The sequence below is a fragment of the Sphingobacterium paludis genome (assembly GCF_004364125.1).
GTDB classification, from domain to species: Bacteria; Bacteroidota; Bacteroidia; order Sphingobacteriales; family Sphingobacteriaceae; genus Sphingobacterium; species Sphingobacterium paludis.
Genome location: NZ_SNZV01000002.1, coordinates 400,069 through 419,549 on the forward strand (window position 1 = coordinate 400,069; position 19,481 = coordinate 419,549).

Annotated in this window: 14 protein-coding genes; 10 read left to right on the forward strand and 4 right to left on the reverse strand. The window is 42.9% G+C overall.

Translation table 11 applies throughout. From position 1 onward, the window contains the following. Positions 1 to 1,902 (forward strand): RecQ family ATP-dependent DNA helicase, encoded by a 1,902-nt coding sequence (locus tag B0I21_RS04615; RefSeq protein ID WP_133639289.1) that lies wholly within the window; start codon positions 1 to 3, stop codon positions 1,900 to 1,902. Positions 1,903 to 2,034: 132 nt separating this feature from the next. After that, a complete protein-coding gene (locus B0I21_RS04620; protein ID WP_243835947.1) occupies positions 2,035 to 2,661 on the forward strand; it encodes a sterol desaturase family protein in 627 nt (208 codons plus the stop codon). 42 nt (positions 2,662 to 2,703) lie between these two features. Here the strand turns inward: B0I21_RS04620 and B0I21_RS04625 are convergent, their stop codons facing one another. After that, entirely contained in the window at positions 2,704 to 3,750 is a 1,047-nt protein-coding gene (locus B0I21_RS04625) for a 3-oxoacyl-ACP synthase III family protein (RefSeq protein ID WP_133639290.1), read from the reverse strand. 65 nt (positions 3,751 to 3,815) lie between these two features. Between B0I21_RS04625 and B0I21_RS04630 the strand changes: the two genes are divergently transcribed. The 6 genes from B0I21_RS04630 (at position 3,816) to B0I21_RS04655 (ending at position 9,681) form a co-directional block, all read left to right on the forward strand. After that, complete coding sequence (locus tag B0I21_RS04630) at positions 3,816 to 4,097, forward strand: ATP-dependent Clp protease adaptor ClpS (protein WP_133639291.1); 282 nt, start codon at positions 3,816 to 3,818, stop codon at positions 4,095 to 4,097. Between the two features lie 83 nt (positions 4,098 to 4,180). Then, the gene (locus B0I21_RS04635) at positions 4,181 to 6,634 is read left to right on the forward strand and encodes an outer membrane beta-barrel protein (protein WP_133639292.1); all 2,454 of its coding nucleotides are present in this window, start codon (positions 4,181 to 4,183) and stop codon (positions 6,632 to 6,634) included. Positions 6,635 to 6,682: 48 nt separating this feature from the next. Further along, positions 6,683 to 7,498: a 3-keto-disaccharide hydrolase gene (locus tag B0I21_RS04640; protein WP_133639293.1), complete on the forward strand. Its 816-nt coding sequence runs from the start codon at positions 6,683 to 6,685 to the stop codon at positions 7,496 to 7,498. A 468-nt stretch (positions 7,499 to 7,966) separates the two neighbouring features. Beyond that, positions 7,967 to 8,239: a hypothetical protein gene (locus B0I21_RS04645; RefSeq protein ID WP_133639294.1), complete on the forward strand. Its 273-nt coding sequence runs from the start codon at positions 7,967 to 7,969 to the stop codon at positions 8,237 to 8,239. Between the two features lie 46 nt (positions 8,240 to 8,285). Continuing rightward, entirely contained in the window at positions 8,286 to 9,143 is an 858-nt protein-coding gene (locus B0I21_RS04650; protein WP_133639295.1) for a M48 family metalloprotease, read from the forward strand. Next, on the forward strand, positions 9,127 to 9,681 hold the full coding sequence (locus tag B0I21_RS04655) for a stage II sporulation protein M (protein ID WP_133639296.1): 555 nt from the start codon (positions 9,127 to 9,129) through the stop codon (positions 9,679 to 9,681). Before B0I21_RS04650 ends, B0I21_RS04655 begins: the two co-directional genes overlap by 17 nt. A 762-nt stretch (positions 9,682 to 10,443) precedes the next feature. Here B0I21_RS04655 and carB read toward each other — a convergent pair. Further along, positions 10,444 to 13,263 (reverse strand): carbamoyl-phosphate synthase large subunit, encoded by a 2,820-nt coding sequence (gene carB / locus B0I21_RS04660; protein WP_133639297.1) that lies wholly within the window; start codon positions 13,261 to 13,263, stop codon positions 10,444 to 10,446. 266 nt (positions 13,264 to 13,529) lie between these two features. Here carB and B0I21_RS04665 point away from each other — a divergent pair, with 266 nt between their 5' ends. Then, on the forward strand, positions 13,530 to 14,027 hold the full coding sequence (locus B0I21_RS04665) for a hypothetical protein (protein WP_133639298.1): 498 nt from the start codon (positions 13,530 to 13,532) through the stop codon (positions 14,025 to 14,027). 353 nt (positions 14,028 to 14,380) lie between these two features. On the opposite strand, the gene B0I21_RS04670 is transcribed toward B0I21_RS04665, so the two are convergent. Next, complete coding sequence (locus B0I21_RS04670; RefSeq protein ID WP_133639299.1) at positions 14,381 to 16,630, reverse strand: glycoside hydrolase family 20 protein; 2,250 nt, start codon at positions 16,628 to 16,630, stop codon at positions 14,381 to 14,383. Positions 16,631 to 16,778: 148 nt separating this feature from the next. Between B0I21_RS04670 and lipA the strand changes: the two genes are divergently transcribed. Continuing rightward, positions 16,779 to 17,660, forward strand: a complete 882-nt coding sequence (gene lipA / locus B0I21_RS04675; RefSeq protein WP_133639300.1) for a lipoyl synthase — start codon at positions 16,779 to 16,781, stop codon at positions 17,658 to 17,660. A gap of 117 nt (positions 17,661 to 17,777) precedes the next feature. Here lipA and B0I21_RS04680 read toward each other — a convergent pair whose 3' ends face one another. Next, positions 17,778 to 19,418 carry an amidohydrolase gene (locus B0I21_RS04680; RefSeq protein WP_133639301.1) on the reverse strand — a complete coding sequence of 547 codons (1,641 nt, stop codon included), beginning with the start codon at positions 19,416 to 19,418 and terminating at the stop codon, positions 17,778 to 17,780. Positions 19,419 to 19,481 lie beyond the last annotated feature (63 nt).

The window sequence follows — 19,481 nt, forward strand, 5'->3', positions numbered from 1 at the left end:
ATGGAAAGTAAGAGTTTAGCTATATTGAAGCAATATTGGGGGCACGACTCGTTTCGGCCTTTGCAGAGCGAAATTATAGAATCTATTCTGCAAGGAAGAGATACGTTGGCACTTTTACCGACCGGCGGCGGAAAATCGATTTGTTTCCAAGTGCCGGCCATGCAGCTGGCAGGCATATGCGTGGTTATTAGTCCGTTGATAGCCTTGATGAAAGACCAAGTGCAGAATCTGCGAAAGAAAGGCATTGATGCGGTCGCTATTTTTTCGGGCATGTCGCATCGTGAGGTGGATATCGCGCTGGATAACTGTGTGTATGGCCGGATAAAGTTTCTTTATTTGTCACCAGAGCGTTTATACAGCGATATGGTGCGCGAGCGTATTCGCTATATGAAAGTCAGTCTTTTCGCCATTGATGAAGCACATTGTATATCGCAGTGGGGGTATGACTTCCGCCCGCCATACCTGCAGCTTGGCAACCTCCGTACCCTACATCCGGAAGTGCCTTTTCTGGCACTTACGGCAACGGCAACACCCGCTGTCGTAGAAGATATTCAAGACAAATTATTGTTCGTAGGACGGCAGGTTTTTCAAATGAGCTTTCGCAGGGCCAACTTGGGCTATATGGCCCTGGCTGAAGATGATAAGATGGGTAGGATGTTACGAATGATCAACAAGTTGGGTGGTTCCGGGGTGGTCTATGTTCGCAACAGAAGGGAAACACAAGAAATCGCTCAATTTCTAGTCAACCATGGGGTTTCCGCAGATTTTTATCATGCTGGTCTAGAAGCCAATGTGCGTTCGCTAAAGCAGGATAGCTGGATGGATAACAAGGTGCGCGTTATCGTTGCGACAAATGCCTTTGGAATGGGGATCGATAAACCCGACGTACGCTTTGTGCTCCATTTGGACATTCCTGACTCGTTGGAAGCCTACTATCAGGAAGCCGGACGCGCGGGGCGTGACGGTAAAAAAGCCTTTCCAGTCTTGATGTATCAGCAGGCGGATCGGAATAAGCTTTGGGAAAATTTTGAAGCAAGTTATCCATCCGTTAAATTTATACAGCACGTGTACCATCATCTTGGGAATTATTTCCAGATTGCCTACGGAGCAGGAAAGGGGTCTTTCTTCGATTTTGATATTGTTGATTTTTGTAAACGTTATCAAATCGAGATTTTGCCGACGATGAGCGCACTTAAATTTTTGGAAAAAGACGGGTGGATTAGCGTGTCCGAAGCCGTGTTTATTCCCTCTCGTTTTAAATTTGAGGTAGACTATCAAGAACTCTACAAGTTTCAGGTGCAGTCGGCCAAATACGACCCTTTGATTAAACTAATTTTGCGAACTTATGGCGGCGTCTTTGAGTTTTATGTACCCTTACATGAATATGAATTCGCGAAAAAACTAAAAACGTCGTACAGCAATGTCGTGGATATGCTCATCTCCCTCCAGAAACTACAGTTGGCAAGCTATCTTCCGAAAACCGATGCGCCTCAACTGGAGTTTTTACAGGCTCGGGTAGACTACAAAAATCTTTTTATAGATGCAGCTTTTATACAGGAGCGGAAGACCATTAAGGAAACGCAGCTGAAAGCCATTTATGCCTATCTGGATGACACGGATTGTAGGAGTAAAGCGTTGCAGCGTTATTTCGGAGAACAAGACGATACCTATTGTGAAGTCTGTGATCTTTGCTTGATGCGGGCGCACCGCAGGGGTATTGAACAAAAGCTGCGCGAGGAGATTAAAAATTTGTTAGTGGTAAAAGAGCGATCCATAAAGCAACTTGTAGACGATTTAACGGCGGGCAATGACGAGATGAAAGTAGCGGTCATTCGCGAATTATTAGATGAAGAGCACCTTATTTTGGAGAATGGTCTATACCGTTGGAATACAGTTTTTTAGTTTGTTTAGCTGATTGCGAACTAAAAACATTGATTCGTTATTTGACAAAACGGTGAAAAAGTTCAAAAAGTAAAACTTTGATACCGGTGCTAGACTTGTTAATTTTACAGCCTTATTTAAATCCATCCGGTTATGGCAAAAAAATTATACGTTTCAAATTCTACGGAATCTACACGGATGTTCAAGAACGATTTCTTAGAGTCTTTAACAAAAATACATTACAGCGTTCCGTTAATTTTTTGGGTGCCTGTTATTTGTTATTTGATATACAAGTCTTACGCTACTGGCGAAATGGACATTTCCGACATTGCACTTTATTTCTTTTTCGGTCTAGCGTTCTGGACCTTAGCAGAATATGTGCTTCATCGTTGGGTTTTTCATTTTCATCCCACCTCAGCTTTTGGACAACGTATTCATTTTATCTTTCATGGCGTGCACCATGATTACCCGAAAGACCGTCTGCGGTTAGTCATGCCATTATCTGCCAGTATACCCATGGCGGCCTTTATCTATTTTATCTTCAGTTTTTTCTTTGAAGATTTTACGCTGTGGTCCTTCTTCGCTGGCTTTTTGGTTGGCTACCTGATTTACGATGAGTGTCATTACGCCATGCACCATGCAAATTTCAAATCTGGCTTATTCAAAAAGATAAAAGACCATCACATGCTGCATCACTATTCCGATCCAGAACGTGGGTTTGGAGTAAGTTCGGGAATCTGGGATTCCATATTCAACTCTGGTTTTAAGAAAAGGAAATAGAACCATCGATATTGGGCCGCTAAAGCGGCCCAATATCGATAATTACCATCTGATTAGCGCTGCACCCCAGGTGAAGCCTGCACCAAATGCGGCTAAGCATACCAGGTCACCGTCCTTTATTCTGCCTGCTTCCCATGCCTCACACAACGCAATAGGAACTGAAGCCGCTGTCGTGTTACCGTATCGCTGTATATTGTTAAACACCTTATCGTCAGGAAGGCCTAATGTTTTCTGCACAAATTGCGAAATCCTAAGGTTTGCCTGATGTGGAACAAGCATATCAATATCTGTTGTGCGAAGGTTGTTCTTTGTCAGCGCTTCTTGAATAACTTCAGGGAATTTTACAACCGCTTTTTTGAATACCGTTTGTCCGTCCATAAAAGGAAAGGCTGTGCCATCTTCCAGCATTTCTGGCGTCATTAGCATGCCGCCGAGTTCTTGTTCCGGCCACGACGGTTTGTTATCTAGCCATTTTCCGCCCGATGCGCCAGGGTAGTACATGGCTAATTTTTCGGCGTCTGCGCCATCGGCATGCAAGTGGGTGCTCAATATCCCCTTTCCTTCTTCTGTTGTTGGCTGTAGCACAACCGCACCAGCGCCGTCACCGAAGATGACAGATACAGCACGTCCGCGCGTCGAATAGTCCAAGGCAAAAGAATGTTTCTCTGAACCTACCACAAGTATGTTTTTGTACATGCCGGTTTTTATAAATTGGTCGGCGATGGAAAGAGCATAGACAAAACCTGAACATTGGTTACGAATGTCCAAGGCACCGACTTCTTTCATGCCCATTTCGCGTTGCAATAAAACGCCGCAACCTGGGAAATAGTAATCCGGGGAAAGGGTAGCAAAGATAATGAAATCAATATCTTCAGCCGTTGTGCCTGCGCGCTCGATCGCTACTTTAGCGGCTTCAATACCCATGGTGGTCGTCGTTTCTTCCAATCGGTCTGCGTAACGACGTTCTTTAATGCCCGTGCGCTCTTGAATCCACTCATCGCTTGTATCCATAAAGCGGGTCAAGTCCTCATTTGTATATACATTTTTAGGCACATAATAGCCTATGCCTGCTATCTTCGACTGGAACATAAGTTATATCAATTTGATTAGCTGGTAAAAGTACATAATTTTTAAAAAATAACTATTTTTGCAGTATGAGTGTACAAACCGAACAAGAGACGTTTACGCTAGAAGAGATCTTAGCCGCAGTAAAGACCTCCAATCGTCTCGTTCTTTGGAACGATGAAATCAACACCTTTGAACACGTTATCGAATGCCTGATCAAACACCTACAATATACCGAGCCGCAGGCCGAGCAGATCGCTTGGAAAGTACACAATGAAGGTAAATGTGTCGTATTGGAGGGCTCATTTACGGAGATGGAAGTCTACCGAAAAATTTTGAAATCCGAGGGTTTGACGGTCTCCGTTGAGTAGACACGCCACATCGTAATAATGCAGTTACGATAGAACGTTAGAGGCTTTTATTTTGTTGCTTTGTGGAAATGTCTGTGTTCACAATGGTATCAACTAAAAACGTTAAGTTACTTTTCATCTTTATTCTTTCACCCTTTATTCTTCTGGCTCAAACAGGGAAAATTGAAGCGATCGTCGTAGACGCGGAAACGAATGAGCCCATTATTGGAGCGAGTGCCTCCTTACTTCAACAAGCTGATAAAAAATATGTCTTAGGCGCGCAAAGCGATATACAAGGAAACTTGTCTTTTAACGGTGTCCGCCCAGGCAGTTATGCATTGCGGGTAACCTATGTAGGAAAGCAGGATATTATCCGGGAAAATATTCAAGTTAATAGTACGGAAACCCTTAATCTTGGTAAGATTTTGTTGACCGGCGATGGCAAGGTAATCCAAGAAGTCGTTGTCGAGGGTCGCACGCCCGAAATGCGGTTAGGGATCGATAGAAAAGTATTCGATGTTTCACAAAGCTTGGTAAGTGTGGGCGGCTCAGCAACAGATCTATTGCAAAATGTGCCCACGTTGCAGGTGGATATGGATGGAGCCGTTTCCTTGAGGGGATCAAACGGCGTTAAGATACTTATCGATGGGCGAGAGTCTGCCTTGGCCGGGAGCGATGTCAATGCATTGCTGCAATCTCTTCCTGCCAATGCTATTGATAAGGTCGAGATTATTACCAACCCATCCTCAAAATATGATGCTGAGGGGCAATCCGGTATTATTAATATCGTATTGAAAAAGAACGTCAGTACCGGCATTAATGGTACGGCAACTGCTTCGGCAGGGTCGTACAATAACTACATGGCAGGTGTAACCCTAAATTACAGGAATAAAAAATTCAATTATTTCGGTAGTTATAATTTCAACCGCCGTAATATGCTTGGATCTGGCGCGCGAAACAACTTATATACCAATAACAATAGCCGCATTAACAACACCGAGGAAACATCTCGTCGAGGGATCAACAATACGGTGAAGTTAGGCGCTGATTATTTTTTGAATGACAAAACCACTATCGGTGTTTCCGGTAACGTAAGCATACGCGATAATAACCGAGATGCGGATCTCCTTTATCAGTATGTCGATCACCCCAGCTTGTCCGGGACGAGTATGCGCTTATCACGACAAGAAGAGAGCGATTTAGGCTATGAGTTTAATGTTGACCTGATCCGAAAATTCGATCGTGAAGGAGCTGAATTAGTGGCTAACTTTAATTATGGTCGCGATACGGAAGATGGTATAAACAGTTTTACACAAACCTATAGCTCGGGTATGCCGACTGATGGGCGTATCAATAATACCAGTGAAGACGGAAAGATGATGAATATCCAGCTAGACTATGTATTGCCCTTCAACGAAAACAGTAAGTTTGAAGCTGGATATAGAAGTTTGATTCGCAAATCTTTTGATACGCAATTTTCTGATACACTAAATACAGGAAATAACCAATATTTTCCTGATTACAGTATCAGCAACGATTTTGATATGACCAATGCGGTTCATGCCTTGTATGCGAATTACCAAAACAAACTGACCAAGAAAATTGGTTATCAGGTAGGACTTCGTGCGGAACAAGTGGATTTGGATACCCGCTATTTTGCAAAAGAGCCTGGACTTTCTGAAGCGGAACGTGTGGTCGATGGCGGGCAAAACTATTTCCGCTTGTATCCGACAGTATTCTTAACGTACGACGTTAATGACGGTGGTGATAAAGTTCAGTTGAGTTACTCTCGCCGGGTGCAACGCCCAAGAGGCTGGCAAGTTAACCCATTCCCTGATGTCTCTGATGAAATGAATAGGAGACAGGGAAACCCGAACCTGCTGCCGGAAGATATCCATTCTTTTGAGGCAAGCTTTGCGAAAACGTATAGCAAGTGGAATTTCATATCGACGGCATATTTCCGCCGGATGAACGATGTTATGCAGCCTTATATTTATCTCGTGGATGAAAACAGCGTAACGTTTAGCCGCTGGGAGAATTTAACGAGCTCAAACGTTGCCGGTTTGGAGTTGATTACGAAAGTTAACATCACAAACTGGTGGGATGCAACGTGGAACGGGAATCTATTTTATAATAAATTTGAAGGAAACGAGGCTTTCGCGATACAAGAACAGGAGGGCGTGAACTGGAATGCCAATTTAAACACGAACTTGAAGTTTCCAAAAAACTGGGCGTTTCAGCTGCGCGGAGATTACTTCGCACCGCGGGTGATGGCACAAGGAAAAACAAAATATATGACAGGTGTGGACGTCGCGGTAAAAAAGGAATTCATGAACAAACGCGCAAACTTATCGCTTAATGTTCGAGACTTATTCAACACCCGCCGTTTCGGAGCGCAAACGACAACGCCGCAGGTCGTAACCGACTTTGAGCACCGCTGGATGAAACGTATGGTTACGTTATCGTTCTCCTACAGATTCGGTCTTCAAGATTTAACAAAAAAACGGGAGCAGCGAGATAATGGCGAAGCAGAAGGCGATATGGGCGGTGGTTTTTAATTATATTTTTATTACCTTTAATTAGCAACTAGACTTAAGTATTTTAAAATGAAGAGAAATTTTATGTATGTGATTGGAGCTGCGATGCTCGTAACCACTTTGGCGTGCAAGGCGCAAACGGCAAAAAAAGCTAATGCCGATGTTCCATCGTACGAAATTTTAAATCTACCGAAGGTTGATCTTAAAGCGTTTAAGAAAAATGCGGCAGGAGCCTATGTTATCTTCGACGGCACCTCGTTAAATGGATGGAGGGGATATAATAAAGAAAAAGTTCCTGCGAAATGGGGGATTGAAGACGGCATGCTGAAGTTTTCAAAAAATCCGGCTGGCGTTACTAATCCCGATGGCGGTGATTTGATCTTTGCCCATGATTTCAAAAATTTTGAGTTGGAGTTTGAATGGAAGATTTCCCAATCCGGAAATTCGGGCGTGTTTGTCCTTGCCAAAGAGGTGAAAGACCAACCGATCTATATATCGAGTCCAGAGTATCAATTGTTGGATAATGATAACCATCCTGATGCAAAAATGGGTGTAGATGGCAATAGAAAATCCGGATCTTTATACGACATGATTCCAGCAAAACCTCAAAACGGTAATCCTGCCGGACAATGGAATAAAGCAAAAATCGTGGTTAACAAAGGTAAAGTTACGCACTACCAGAACGATGTGAAGGTTGTGGAATATAGCTTGTGGACAGCGGATTGGACAAAAATGCTCCAATCGAGCAAATTCAGCCAAGCCAAATGGCCTTTAGCTTTTGAATTGCTTAATAATGTAGGCGGAAAATCAAAATCCGGCGTGATTGGTTTTCAAGATCACGGCGATGACGTATGGTTGAAGAATGTAACTGTTAAGGTACTTTAAGAAGCATATTTATCTGCAAGATAGTTTGAGGCCGGAAGAAATTCCGGCCTTTTTTATGGGCTGTTACTACCTCCATAAGCAGTGTGATACGATCTATCAGCTGGATATGCTTGACGATGTTTACTGTGACAGATGTTTTTAAATGATATTCTTAAATTAATGCGCTGCCAATTAATTCGGTCGCTACGGCGCTAATGTTACGCTTCTAAAAAGAGCTATATATCGTAAATGATGAAGTAATTTTCGCTTGGTAGCGACCTACTGATAAAACCAATCAGCAGAATTAGATCGCAAAAATACGTCTGGAAATGTGAATTATGTTACTCCTTTACCCAGCACAGTTAATTTGTATAGTATTGATTTATTATTTCTAGTATATTAAAAAAGCTATTAAAATACATTTTAAAATTCTTTTACATTAATTTTTTATGTTAACTTTATGTAATTATTTATATAAACGTAATAATTATGAAAAAAACCGATTTATTTGGGTTAACGGTTGGAGTTTTTCTTCTGTTTTCCGTAAGCATTTTATCGTATAGTTCTCAGGCTAAAGTGGCTTGGGGTGTACACGAATTATCAAAGAGTGAAGCGGCAGCTGGAGTCTCCGGTACAGGAGCGGCTATTGCTACGACACAAGCGGTCGCAACGGCTATTCGGGGAGCCTCCTGGGGAGCACGTATTGGTGCCTATGCTGGCCCTATTGGAGCATTATCAGGTGCATTAGTAGGAGGATTGTAATTAACTTGTTATTGGCGAAGGCAATACAGCCTTCGCTTTTCTCCTTATGATTTTACATTTTTTGATTGGTTGTCTCATCGGTTTTTTGATCTGCTTCTCCCAGTGGGTGGTTGGGAAAGCTATTGCATTTCTGCTGGGCAAAACGATGGATAGTGCTATTTTAGATGAAGGTAAGCGGGGAATTCCTTTGTTGGAATTCGCTCTTTTTTCGATTTCATTTGGCTTGTTGTATATGCTGAGTGTGTGCTATGATTCAAACTTTATCACCATTATTTTAATTTCCTCATTCATTTCTTATAAATCTATTTTAAAGCCATTCTTCTGTGCTCTTCAAAGTAGAAACAGAACTGCGCTCTTTGAGCAATATATATTGGCAAAAACAAACCTACAGGTTGCGGTAGTTATTAGCCCGGTCAAATTTATCAATGCCTATGCATTTGGTGCTCTGCCTTTTTCTAGGCTAATAGTCATGAGTGAACAACTGATAGAGCAATTGGCCGAGACGGATGTGAAAGCGATTTTGTTACACGAGGTTGGGCATTTGAAAGGAAAGCATCTCTTACAGCTTTACTTGTATAATCTGTTTACAGCATTTACATATTATACACTACTCATTTATTTTTTTAGAATCAGTACGGACTTTACCATCGCGGAGAAGTTTTCGTGTATCATAGCTGGCGCATCAGTATTTGGTTTATTAGCCTATTTTATTCCAGTTCCCATCATGAAAAAATTTGAATATGATGCGGATTCTTACGCGGCAAAAAAAATCGGTGTAGGGTGTTATTCACGAATGCTTCAAAATCTTGATCAGCTGACACAGGGCGCACTTACGCAAAGCGATTTCTATCACCCAAATCTGCAGCAACGATTAAGTAAATTGAAAAATGAAGACACTCTATAATTATCAGTATGGAAAGGTATCTATTTGTTTTGTCGCATGGATAGTAGGAGGTATACTGGCTTCCATTATTTCCCTAAGCGGAAGTGTAAACGCGAAGACTAATATGGTAATTACAGATCTAGGAATACAATTGAAACTGCATCCGATATTGAATATTCTAATTAACAACTATTTGTATCTGACTTCAATCTATGTATTTGGTTTTTTGTCGTTTGGAATTTATACTATTGCCAGTTTCATTTTTAATGGCTTCTTACTTGGTTTATATGTAAAGAAAGCAACGGCTATCGGTTTTAGTGTTGGAAAGCTGATTGTATTATTGGGCGGGCACGGGCCATTGGAAATTACAGCTTTTGTGCTCGCGGGCTCGCTGACTTTGATAAGGGTGGATTCAATAAGCTATTTTCTTCAGGCAGACTTTTCGGTAAGTAAGCTGACTGTTGAATTCAAGAAATTAAAACAGATTTTTGTTCTACCATTTATATTAATAAGTATTGCCGCACTATTAGAGTTTCTTGCTTATCGACATTACTTATAGTAAATGTACAAAATACATTATGAAACTAATCAATAAAGAATTTAAAGTGACGCTCGTTGTTTGGTGTGCTATTCAAGCGTTTTATTTAATTTTTCTTAGTGAAACTCTCCTCACTCATGTCGACGACGAAGTTTTTAAACGAACTGCAAGGTTAACTAGTTCAATTAGTATGCTTATTAATGTAGCGTTGATTCCTGCGTATGCACTCGTGTTGGGTATAATCTCGTTTTTTAGCGCAAGATTGTGCTCCTTGCAGCTTGAAAAGCGGGTTTTGGTTCACGGTTTAACACAAATAAGCTTAGTTTTTATTACGTATAACATATTGAAAATTGCCAACGTCTGTTATTATTTTGATGTATTGAGTATCATAAACCCTTTACAGCCATCATCAGACGAGTTGCTTAATTCAACCACATGGGCGCGTCTTCAACGATTGCTTGATTTTTGCGTTGCTTCTGCTGCAGGATGGGTCTTTGTTATAGAAATTGGGAAAGAACGGTCTCTAAAAGCCTTTCAGTGGATAACGTTATATGTCTCTATAACACTTCCGTTGCTCGTTCTATCGATGATGAGCTTTTCTTGAAATAAAGAATAGTCTGATTTCGCTATTAATTCCCCCTTAAAAGCTTTGCAAAGTTTACAAAAGTGAGCATAGCCTTTATAAGACAAAAAATCCCCGGCATAATGTATGCCGGGGATTTAGTAGCGTAAGCTTCTATCGTTAGATAGCTCTTCAGTTTCATCTAATGTCTTTATGCGGTGCTATTGCGCATTGAGGAACATAGATTTTTGGCTATAAAGCTCTCTGAAGAACGGATCTTGTAGATCTTTGATAAAACGTATGGCTTCACCAGTCGATTTCATCTCTGGCCCTAAGGTTTTATCCACCTCAGGGAATTTCGAGAACGAGAACACAGGCTCTTTGATCGCATAACCATTCAATTTACGTTCAATGGTAAAGTCCTTCAACGTATTGGCACCAAGCATTACCTTCGTAGCGATATTGATATAAGGCACGTCGTAAGCTTTCGCTATAAATGGAACAGTACGTGATGCACGAGGATTCGCTTCGATAACGTAAACTTTCTCGCCTTTTACCGCAAACTGTATATTTAATAATCCTTTTACATTTAGCGCTTTGGCCAATTTAATAGAATATTCTTCCATCTTCTCTTGTACCGCATTCGATAAGCTGAATGGGGGCAACACCGCAGACGAATCACCAGAGTGGATACCGGCTGGCTCAATGTGTTCCATCATACCGATGATATGCACATCATTTCCATCGCAGATAGAGTCTGATTCTGCTTCCTCGGCACGATCCAAGAAATGATCGATCAAGATATGGTTGCCCGGAAGATTTTTTAGCAAGTTTACGACCGCTTTTTCCAGATCCTCATCATTGATAACAATGCTCATGCCTTGCCCCCCTAATACGTAGGAAGGACGAACAAGTACAGGATATCCTACTTCATTCGCAACTTTTAGTGCTTCCTCGGCAGAGGTTGCTACGCCGTATTTCGGATACGGTATATCAAGCTCTTTCAATAAGTCAGAAAAACGACCGCGATCTTCAGCCAAGTCCATGTCAGAAAACGAAGTACCAATGATTTTTACACCTAGCGCTTCCAGTCTTTCAGCCATCTTTAGTGCTGTTTGCCCACCTAGTTGGACAATAACACCTTCTGGTTTTTCCAATTCGATGATCTCGCGCACATGCTCCCAGAACACGGGCTCAAAATAAAGCTTATCCGCCATATTGAAGTCTGTCGAAACCGTCTCCGGATTACAATTGATCATGATGGCCTCAAAGCCACATTCTTTCGCGGCAATAAGTCCATGCACACAAGAGTAATCAAACTCGATACCTTGCCCGATACGGTTAGGACCAGAACCTAATACAACTATTTTCTTCTTATCCGATATGATGGATTCGTTTTCTTCTTCGAAGGTAGAATAGTAATACGGTGTTTTAGCGGAAAATTCTGCGGCACATGTATCCACCATTTTGTAAACGCGATTGATACCGAGCTCTTTACGGCGTGCATACACGTCGTCTTCTGACACGTTGCCTAGCAACCAAGAGATCTGCGCGTCAGAATACCCTTTTTGCTTCAAGGTCATGAAAAAGTCGCGCGGAATATTATTCAACTGATAGCGGCGAAGTTCTGTTTCCAACTGAACAAGCTCTTGGATCTGTACTAAAAACCATTTGTCTATGCGGGTTACCTTGCGGATAGATTCTAATGGAACGCCCAATTCAAAGGCATCTTTGATATGGAAAATGCGGTCACCACTCGGATGTTCCAAACTATCCATAATTTCCTCAAGGTTGCGCAACTGCCGACCATCTGCACCTAATCCCCATCGATTAGTTTCTAGCGACTGACAGGCTTTCTGCAATGCCTCGATAAATGTACGTCCGATAGACATCACTTCACCTACGGCCTTCATCTGTAAGCCTAGTTCTTTGTTCGCACCTTTAAATTTATCGAAGTTGAAACGCGGAATCTTCACGATTACATAATCTAGCGTAGGCTCGAAGTAGGCGGATGTAGTCTTGGTGATTTGGTTTTGCAGTTCATCAAGGTTATAGCCTATGGCCAATTTGGCTGCAATTTTAGCGATAGGGTAACCTGTTGCTTTGGATGCCAGCGCGGAAGAGCGGGAAACGCGCGGGTTAATTTCGATGGCAATGATGTCTTCGTTTTCTGGATTCACAGAGAACTGCACGTTACATCCGCCAGCGAAGTTACCGATAGAACGCATCATGCGAATAGCCTGATTACGCATATCTTGGTAACACTTATCACTTAGCGTCATTCCAGGTGCTACTGTAATCGAGTCGCCAGTGTGGATACCCATAGGATCAAAGTTTTCGATCGTACAGATGATAATTACGTTATCATTGGTATCGCGTAGTAGTTCTAACTCAAACTCTTTCCAGCCTAGTACAGCTTGCTCCACAAGCACCTCATGTGTTGGCGATGCATGCAGACCTCTGTTCAAAGCGGCGTCAAAATCTTCCTTTCTATGAACAAAGCCACCACCGGTACCAGCCAATGTATAGGAAGGGCGGATAACTAATGGGAAGCCAATTTCCTGTGCAGCTTCTTTACCTTCCAAAAAGGAATTTGCGATTTTCGACGGAGCAACACCTACGCCAATGTCAATCATCAGTTGACGAAATTCCTCTCTGTTTTCCGTTTTCTCGATGGCAGCAACGTCTACGCCAATAACTTTGACGTTGTATTTTTCCCATAGTCCAAGGTTCGACGCCTCGATACAAAGGTTCAACGCTGTTTGTCCACCCATGGTTGGTAAAACGGCGTCAATTTGTTGTTCCTGCAAGATCTTCTCAATGCTTTCGCAAGTAAGCGGCAACAAATAAACGTGATCTGCAATAACCTTATCGGTCATAATCGTCGCAGGGTTCGAGTTGATAATGGATACGGTGATCCCTTCTTCTTTCAGAGAAAGCGAAGCTTGCGATCCAGAATAGTCAAATTCACAGGCTTGACCGATGACAATAGGTCCCGAACCAATGATTAAAACGGAGTTAATGGAGGTGTTTCTAGGCATTATTTTTCTTCTTCAAAAAATTAACTTTCAATCTGTTGTGCTAGACAGAGCAACGAAATGTGCCTTTTTAGAGGAGGGAATTCCGACTGCTTTGTCGGAGTGCAAAGTTACATTAATTTATTTAAAACCGATGTGTTTTTTAAAACTTTAGGCACGATTTATGTTTTGCCCTGTGTATGCAAGCGTTACGGGTTTGAAAAACTTATCACAACGTGCGCTTGGATACTCTATTAATAAAATTTTTTATATTATTTCAATTACAACGTATGAAAAAATTGATGTTGGCTTTTGTAGCCCTTCTGTTCACTGCCGGCGTATTCGCGCAAGATTACAAAAACTCTATTGGTATCCGTCTTGGAAGCGGTTACTACGATGTTGTGGCGGCCTCGTTTAAAACCTTTATCTCTCAGCCTGCTGCTTTAGAATTTAATGCTGGTTTTGATACCGACAGATTTGTTGGGGACGACTTCACCAGTGTATCTTTTGCAGGTACGTATCAACATCATTTTCCGATAGGAAATATTCAAGGCTTTAAATGGTTTGTGGGAGGTGGCGCCGTGCTATCCAACACATTTTCAGATTTTGACGAAGTAAAGGGCTTTAACGTGGGGATCTACCCGACAGGTGGTGTAGATTATAAGCTTAAAAACGCGCCTTTCGCCTTCTCAGCAGATATCAGACCGACGATTCACATCGTTAATGGTGCTGGGTACTACAACAATTTCTACGCAAATGGTGGTGTTACCGCGCGTTACGTATTTTAATAGTAAAACGCTTACACACAGATAGAAAGGTGCGGTTTTTTAAAAGCCGCACCTTTTTGTTTTTAAATGGGGAATGGCTGTTTATAATAGACTTTAGTAGATGGTACTTCCTATTTAGACAGGCTTGTTGAAATAATAATATTTATCGCAAATTCCCATTATTAGCGGCAATGTCGCCTCATTTTTGTTGAGTATGTATCAATTTGCCCTTGCAGTATCCACTAATGATTCAACAAAAAACAGCGACGGGGTTTTGTTACTTTTGCCCTACAAAAGTAATGCCTTGCCGCGGCATGCGGCGGAAGGGATTGTGTAGGGGGCATCTTTATAGACCCATCGTCCAACTTAATCTTTTAATAAACTACAATCTCATCTGCAAACAAAAAGCCTTTATTCACATTGGTTGCAACAACTTTAACATAGCGGGCCATTTGCGGTTTATCCAATGTTACGGTGAAGGTCTTAAACTTTAGATTGGGGTTTTCTGAATCTTCCAAGTTGGTGATTGACCCAACTTTGCGGTAATTTTTTCCGTTATCCGATAACAACACGAGGTATTCTCCGGGGAAGAAAACGCCGGGCCCGGGAATCTGCATAAAACGCATGGAAACGGTATTGATTTCTTCACGTCGTTCGAAGTCTATATAGGCATCGAAATCTTTTGTAAATCCTTGCCACTGCCCGTCCTGATAGCTAAGCCCGCCCGTTTCCCCATTTGTTAACGTAAACTCCCTCTGCGCCGGGTAGCCTTCCCAATTGTTATTATAGAAGACCTTTTTCCCGATGGCTTTATGGATATCTAATTTTATTTCTTCCACGGGACTTACACGGGCAGAATCTATAAACGACGCTGCTTTTATGATAGCCGTCGTCGTAAACTCGATGGGGTTTGTAAATGGTGTGGCGGAGCTTGTCGGTTCCGTGCCATCTGTGGTATAAAAGATATTCGGTACTAGCTGTTCGGAATGAAGATCGACCGTATTACTTTGCTTCTCTTTATTGAAGGAAATTTCCGACGTAACATGGTAGGAGGGACGGTAATAATTGACGTCCAATTGCTGAAGCAGTTTATAGTGATGTTGCAACCGTTCTTTAAAATCCATCCAATTTCTTGACTCTTGATTTGTCCAGTTCACCTCGGCCAAGGCGAGTGCCCTCGGGAAAGCCATGTATTCGACATGTTGGTACGTGGGCATGTATTCTGTCCAGAGGTTTGCTTGGGCGCCTAGGATGTGTTTTGCTTTGTCTTCATCAAGCTCTTTCGGGACGGGGTTATACGAATAAACCTTATCAATTGTGAGATACCCGCCAATAGCCTCAGGCTGTGTACGCGGATCCGTTTGGTAACTATCGAAATACAGGTGGCTGCCTGGCGTCATAATAACATTGTGGCCCATTTGTGCGGCTTTTATCCCGCCTTCTTCTCCTCTCCAACTCATCACGGTTGCGCCTTTGGTTAAGCCTCCCTCCAATATTTCATCCCAACCAATTAGTTTGCGGCCTTTGGATTGCAAATATTCATCCATCTGCTGAATGGCGTAGCTCTGCAGCTCCTCTTCATCTTTAAATCCTTTTGCTTCCTTCAGCGCCTGACATTTTTTGCAAGTTTTCCAATGTTTTTTTTCCGCTTCATCCCCGCCGATGTGGATGTATTCCGAAGGGAAAATCGTCAGTACTTCGTCTAATACATTTTTCATAAACGTAAAGGTTTCCTCATTTCCGATACAAAACTCGCCCTGCGTGTATGGCTTTTCCGAGCAAGCAAGATGCGGGTAGACGGCCAACACCTCTTCGGAATGTCCGGGCATCTCTATCTCCGGAATGACGTTAATTCCTTTTGTTGCGGCGTAGCGCACAATGTCCATCGCCTGCTCTTGGGTGTAATATCCGCCGCTTGCATTTGGAGTGCCCTGCACAGTATACTGCCTGCCATTGGCCATCCAGTCTTTCCAGTTGCGGTGCGTACGCCAAGCGGCGGTATGCGTCAGCTCTGGATACTTTTTAATCTCCAGCCGCCAGCCAGCGCCATCCGTGAGGTGCCAGTGGAACTGATTAAACTTATAGATTGCCATCAGATCAATATACTTCTTGATAAAAGAGAGTGGCATGAAGTGGCGGGATACATCCAAATGCAGGCCTCTGTAACCAAAGCGCGGACTATCATCAATGGTTAATTGCGGTAGCGTTAGCGGATCATCTTGCAGTAATCCTAACTGAATAAACGTGTACATGCCGGCCAGCATAGCCTTTTGATCATTTGCTTTGATAAGTATGCCGGATTCGTCGACCTGCAGACGGTAGGCATTGGGCGCAATTTTATCGACAGGCTCCGCTGGCAAGATGCGAAGCCCGTGTTGGTGCTTTTTGGTAATTTTCTTTAAAATTTCAACCGGAGCTGTTTTGAGCTGCGGATATGCTGTAAGTAGCGCAGTTGCTTCGACGAAATCGACGGTTGTAAATAAGGCGATATCCGCTGGTATCTGAAAGGTCCCTTCTCCGTACACCACTTTATTGGGTTTGGGGATTAAGTTCAAGCCATTTTTTTGCGCAATGCTCAAATAAGGATGCAATAAAATCAACAAGAGGATCGGGATAATTCGCATGTCTAGTTTTCGTATTAGTTTGATCTGACAAATATCACAAATATTTTTTTATCGACATTCATTACATTTTAATCGGGCTACCGAATATGATATTGTAACTACAATTGAGGTGTCGTCATTTTAAGAGAATAATGATTAACTTTGCCTTATGATTGAACTTCCTGTAATTCGAGTAGCAGAAACGCAGCGCAAACCAGATTGGCTACGCGTTAAATTGCCTGTGGGCAAAGAGTATCGTCATGTTCGGAATCTGGTGGATGAGCATAAACTGCACACCATTTGCGAAAGCGGTAACTGCCCGAATATGGGTGAGTGTTGGGGAGCGGGTACAGCGACCTTTATGATTTTGGGAAACATCTGTACGCGTTCGTGTTCATTCTGCGCGGTGGCAACGGGACGTCCCAAGGCAGTAGAACTGGATGAGCCTAATCGAGTGGCAGATTCTGTTAAGCTGATGCAGGTTAAGCATTGTGTCATTACCTCTGTGGATAGAGACGATCTGAAAGATGGCGGCTCGACCATTTGGGCAGAGACTATTAACGCTATCCGCCGGGAAAGCCCAGAAACGACGTTGGAAACATTGATCCCAGACTTTAAAGGCCAATGGGAAAATTTGGAACGCGTTCTTGCGGTACGTCCGGAAGTGGTTTCGCATAACTTAGAAACCGTTCGCAGGTTGACGCGCGAGGTGCGTATTCAAGCAAAATATGATCGCTCACTGGAATGTCTTCGTCGCATCTCCGAAGCAGGGCTGCGTACTAAGTCAGGTATCATGCTTGGCTTTGGCGAAACCGAGGAAGATGTCATAGAAGCTATGCAAGATCTATATAACGTCGGTGTTCATATTTTAACGATTGGCCAATATTTACAGCCTACAAAAGCACATCATCCGGTTGTGGAATGGATCACGCCAGCACAGTTTGAGAAGTATAAAGAGATTGGCTTAAAAATGGGATTCAAGTATGTGGAATCTGGACCGTTGGTTCGTTCCTCCTATCACGCTGAAAAGCATTTGTTTGATATGCAATAACAGGAATTATTTATATATAGCGAAGCCCCGACTGATGTAGCCGGGGCTTCTTTTTTATAGGCTTTTGCCCCGCTTGATTACGTAAGTGGGACGGCTTAGGCCGCATGCTGACAAACACTAACGCCTTTCAAACTCCGTTTTACCCGCAATAACCGTTCGCAAAGTTTTTATAGCGCGAAGATCATCGAATGCTGCGCTCATAATATCATCGTCTAAGATTACAAAATCAGCATCCTTGCCCCGTTCTATACTCCCCCGCTGGCGCTCTTGGAAGCAAGAATAGGCCGCCCATATAGTCATTCCACGTAGCGCTTCTTCTCGCGTTAATGCATTTTCCATTTGGAATCCTCCCTGGGGAAATCCATTTTTATCGACGCGCGCTACGGCAGCATGGAACCCATACAGCGGATTGAAGTGCTCGACGGGGAAATCGCTACCTAGCGCTAGCATGCCATACTGTTTTAAAAGCTCCTTATAGGCATATGCATTTTTTAAGCGTTCGGCACCTAGACGTTCTGCCGCCCAATACATGTCGGAGGTGGCATGCGTAGGCTGCACCGAGGGAATAATATGAAATTTATCAAATTTCGAAAAGTCATTGGGTGCAATGATCTGCGCATGTTCTATCCGCCATCGTCTTTCCTCCGGCTGCTTAAGGTATTTTCCATAACTATCGAGGATAAGCCTGTTTGCGGAGTCGCCTATGGCGTGGGTATTAACCTGAAAATCTGTGGCTGCAAGCTTTTTGATTACTTCATCAAATTGCGCCGGGCTATGCAAGAGAAATCCACGCGTCGGCGCGTCTTGGTAATGGTCTAATAAGCAGGCGCCCCGCGATCCTAAAGCGCCATCGGCCATCAATTTGATCGAGCGTATGGTTAGGCGTTCGGAATTGTAGAAACCTTCCTTCAAGTAGCGATCAATACTAAGCGGATTGCCCGCAATCATGGCATAATCCCGAATCTTCAACGAATCTTGCTCGTAGAATTTCTTTAGATAATCCAATTGTTCCAATGTCAGGCCTGCATCGACAATTGTTGTCAACCCTACAGATAATAAAGAATCCTGTGCTCTTCTTAAGCGGAGCAGGAGCGTGCGTTCTTCGGATAAAGGAATATGCTGGGATACGAGAGACATGGCGTTGTCAATCAAAATTCCACTTGGTGCGCCGGTGCTATCGGCGATAATAAGGCCACCTTCCACCTGAAAGAGGGAGTCTACCTGCGCAAGTTCCAACGCTTTGCTATTGACAAATGCAGCGTGATAATCTACGCGCGATAGGAAAACCGGGGTCTCAGGGAAGTATTTGTCGAGGCTATCTTTTGTCGGATACCCATTCGATTTCCATAGATTTTGATCCCATCCGCCACCAATTATCCATTTGCTATCAGGGTGGGCATTCTGGTAGAGTTGGAGTCGCTGTACAATTTCGCTAACTGATTTCACGCCATTGAGATCCACTTGATCCAATAAGTCGGCAAACATAAAGAAGTGTGCATGGGCATCATAAAAGCCGGGATAAATGGGCTTTCCAGCGGCATCAATGCTCTCCTTTGCGTTATATTTGCGCAAAATCTCCTTGGAGCTGCCCATGTCAACGAAAACACCATTTTTTACGGCCAGTGCTTCAACAATCGTAAAACTGGAATCTACCGTATAAATTTTTGCATTGTAGACGATAAGATCAACCTCCTTGTTTGTTGTACAGGCATGTAGAAAGAAAAAAGCAATAACCGATAAACTATATATAAACTTCATGTTAGCAGGCTTGGAAACCATTAAAGTACTAAAAAAGGCTCTCCCAGAAAAATAGGAAAGCCT

Bases quoted from the DNA above. Each gene is read 5' to 3' on its own strand.
- B0I21_RS04615 (WP_133639289.1), top strand. From the start codon at position 1: ATGGAAAGTAAGAGTTTAGCTATATTGAAGCAATATTGGGGGCACGAC.
- B0I21_RS04620 (WP_243835947.1), top strand. From the start codon at position 2,035: ATGGCAAAAAAATTATACGTTTCAAATTCTACGGAATCTACACGGATG.
- B0I21_RS04625 (WP_133639290.1), bottom strand. From the start codon at position 3,750: ATGTTCCAGTCGAAGATAGCAGGCATAGGCTATTATGTGCCTAAAAAT.
- B0I21_RS04630 (WP_133639291.1), top strand. From the start codon at position 3,816: ATGAGTGTACAAACCGAACAAGAGACGTTTACGCTAGAAGAGATCTTA.
- B0I21_RS04635 (WP_133639292.1), top strand. From the start codon at position 4,181: ATGGTATCAACTAAAAACGTTAAGTTACTTTTCATCTTTATTCTTTCA.
- B0I21_RS04640 (WP_133639293.1), top strand. From the start codon at position 6,683: ATGAAGAGAAATTTTATGTATGTGATTGGAGCTGCGATGCTCGTAACC.
- B0I21_RS04645 (WP_133639294.1), top strand. From the start codon at position 7,967: ATGAAAAAAACCGATTTATTTGGGTTAACGGTTGGAGTTTTTCTTCTG.
- B0I21_RS04650 (WP_133639295.1), top strand. From the start codon at position 8,286: ATGATTTTACATTTTTTGATTGGTTGTCTCATCGGTTTTTTGATCTGC.
- B0I21_RS04655 (WP_133639296.1), top strand. From the start codon at position 9,127: ATGAAGACACTCTATAATTATCAGTATGGAAAGGTATCTATTTGTTTT.
- carB (WP_133639297.1), bottom strand. From the start codon at position 13,263: ATGCCTAGAAACACCTCCATTAACTCCGTTTTAATCATTGGTTCGGGA.
- B0I21_RS04665 (WP_133639298.1), top strand. From the start codon at position 13,530: ATGAAAAAATTGATGTTGGCTTTTGTAGCCCTTCTGTTCACTGCCGGC.
- B0I21_RS04670 (WP_133639299.1), bottom strand. From the start codon at position 16,630: ATGCGAATTATCCCGATCCTCTTGTTGATTTTATTGCATCCTTATTTG.
- lipA (WP_133639300.1), top strand. From the start codon at position 16,779: ATGATTGAACTTCCTGTAATTCGAGTAGCAGAAACGCAGCGCAAACCA.
- B0I21_RS04680 (WP_133639301.1), bottom strand. From the start codon at position 19,418: ATGAAGTTTATATATAGTTTATCGGTTATTGCTTTTTTCTTTCTACAT.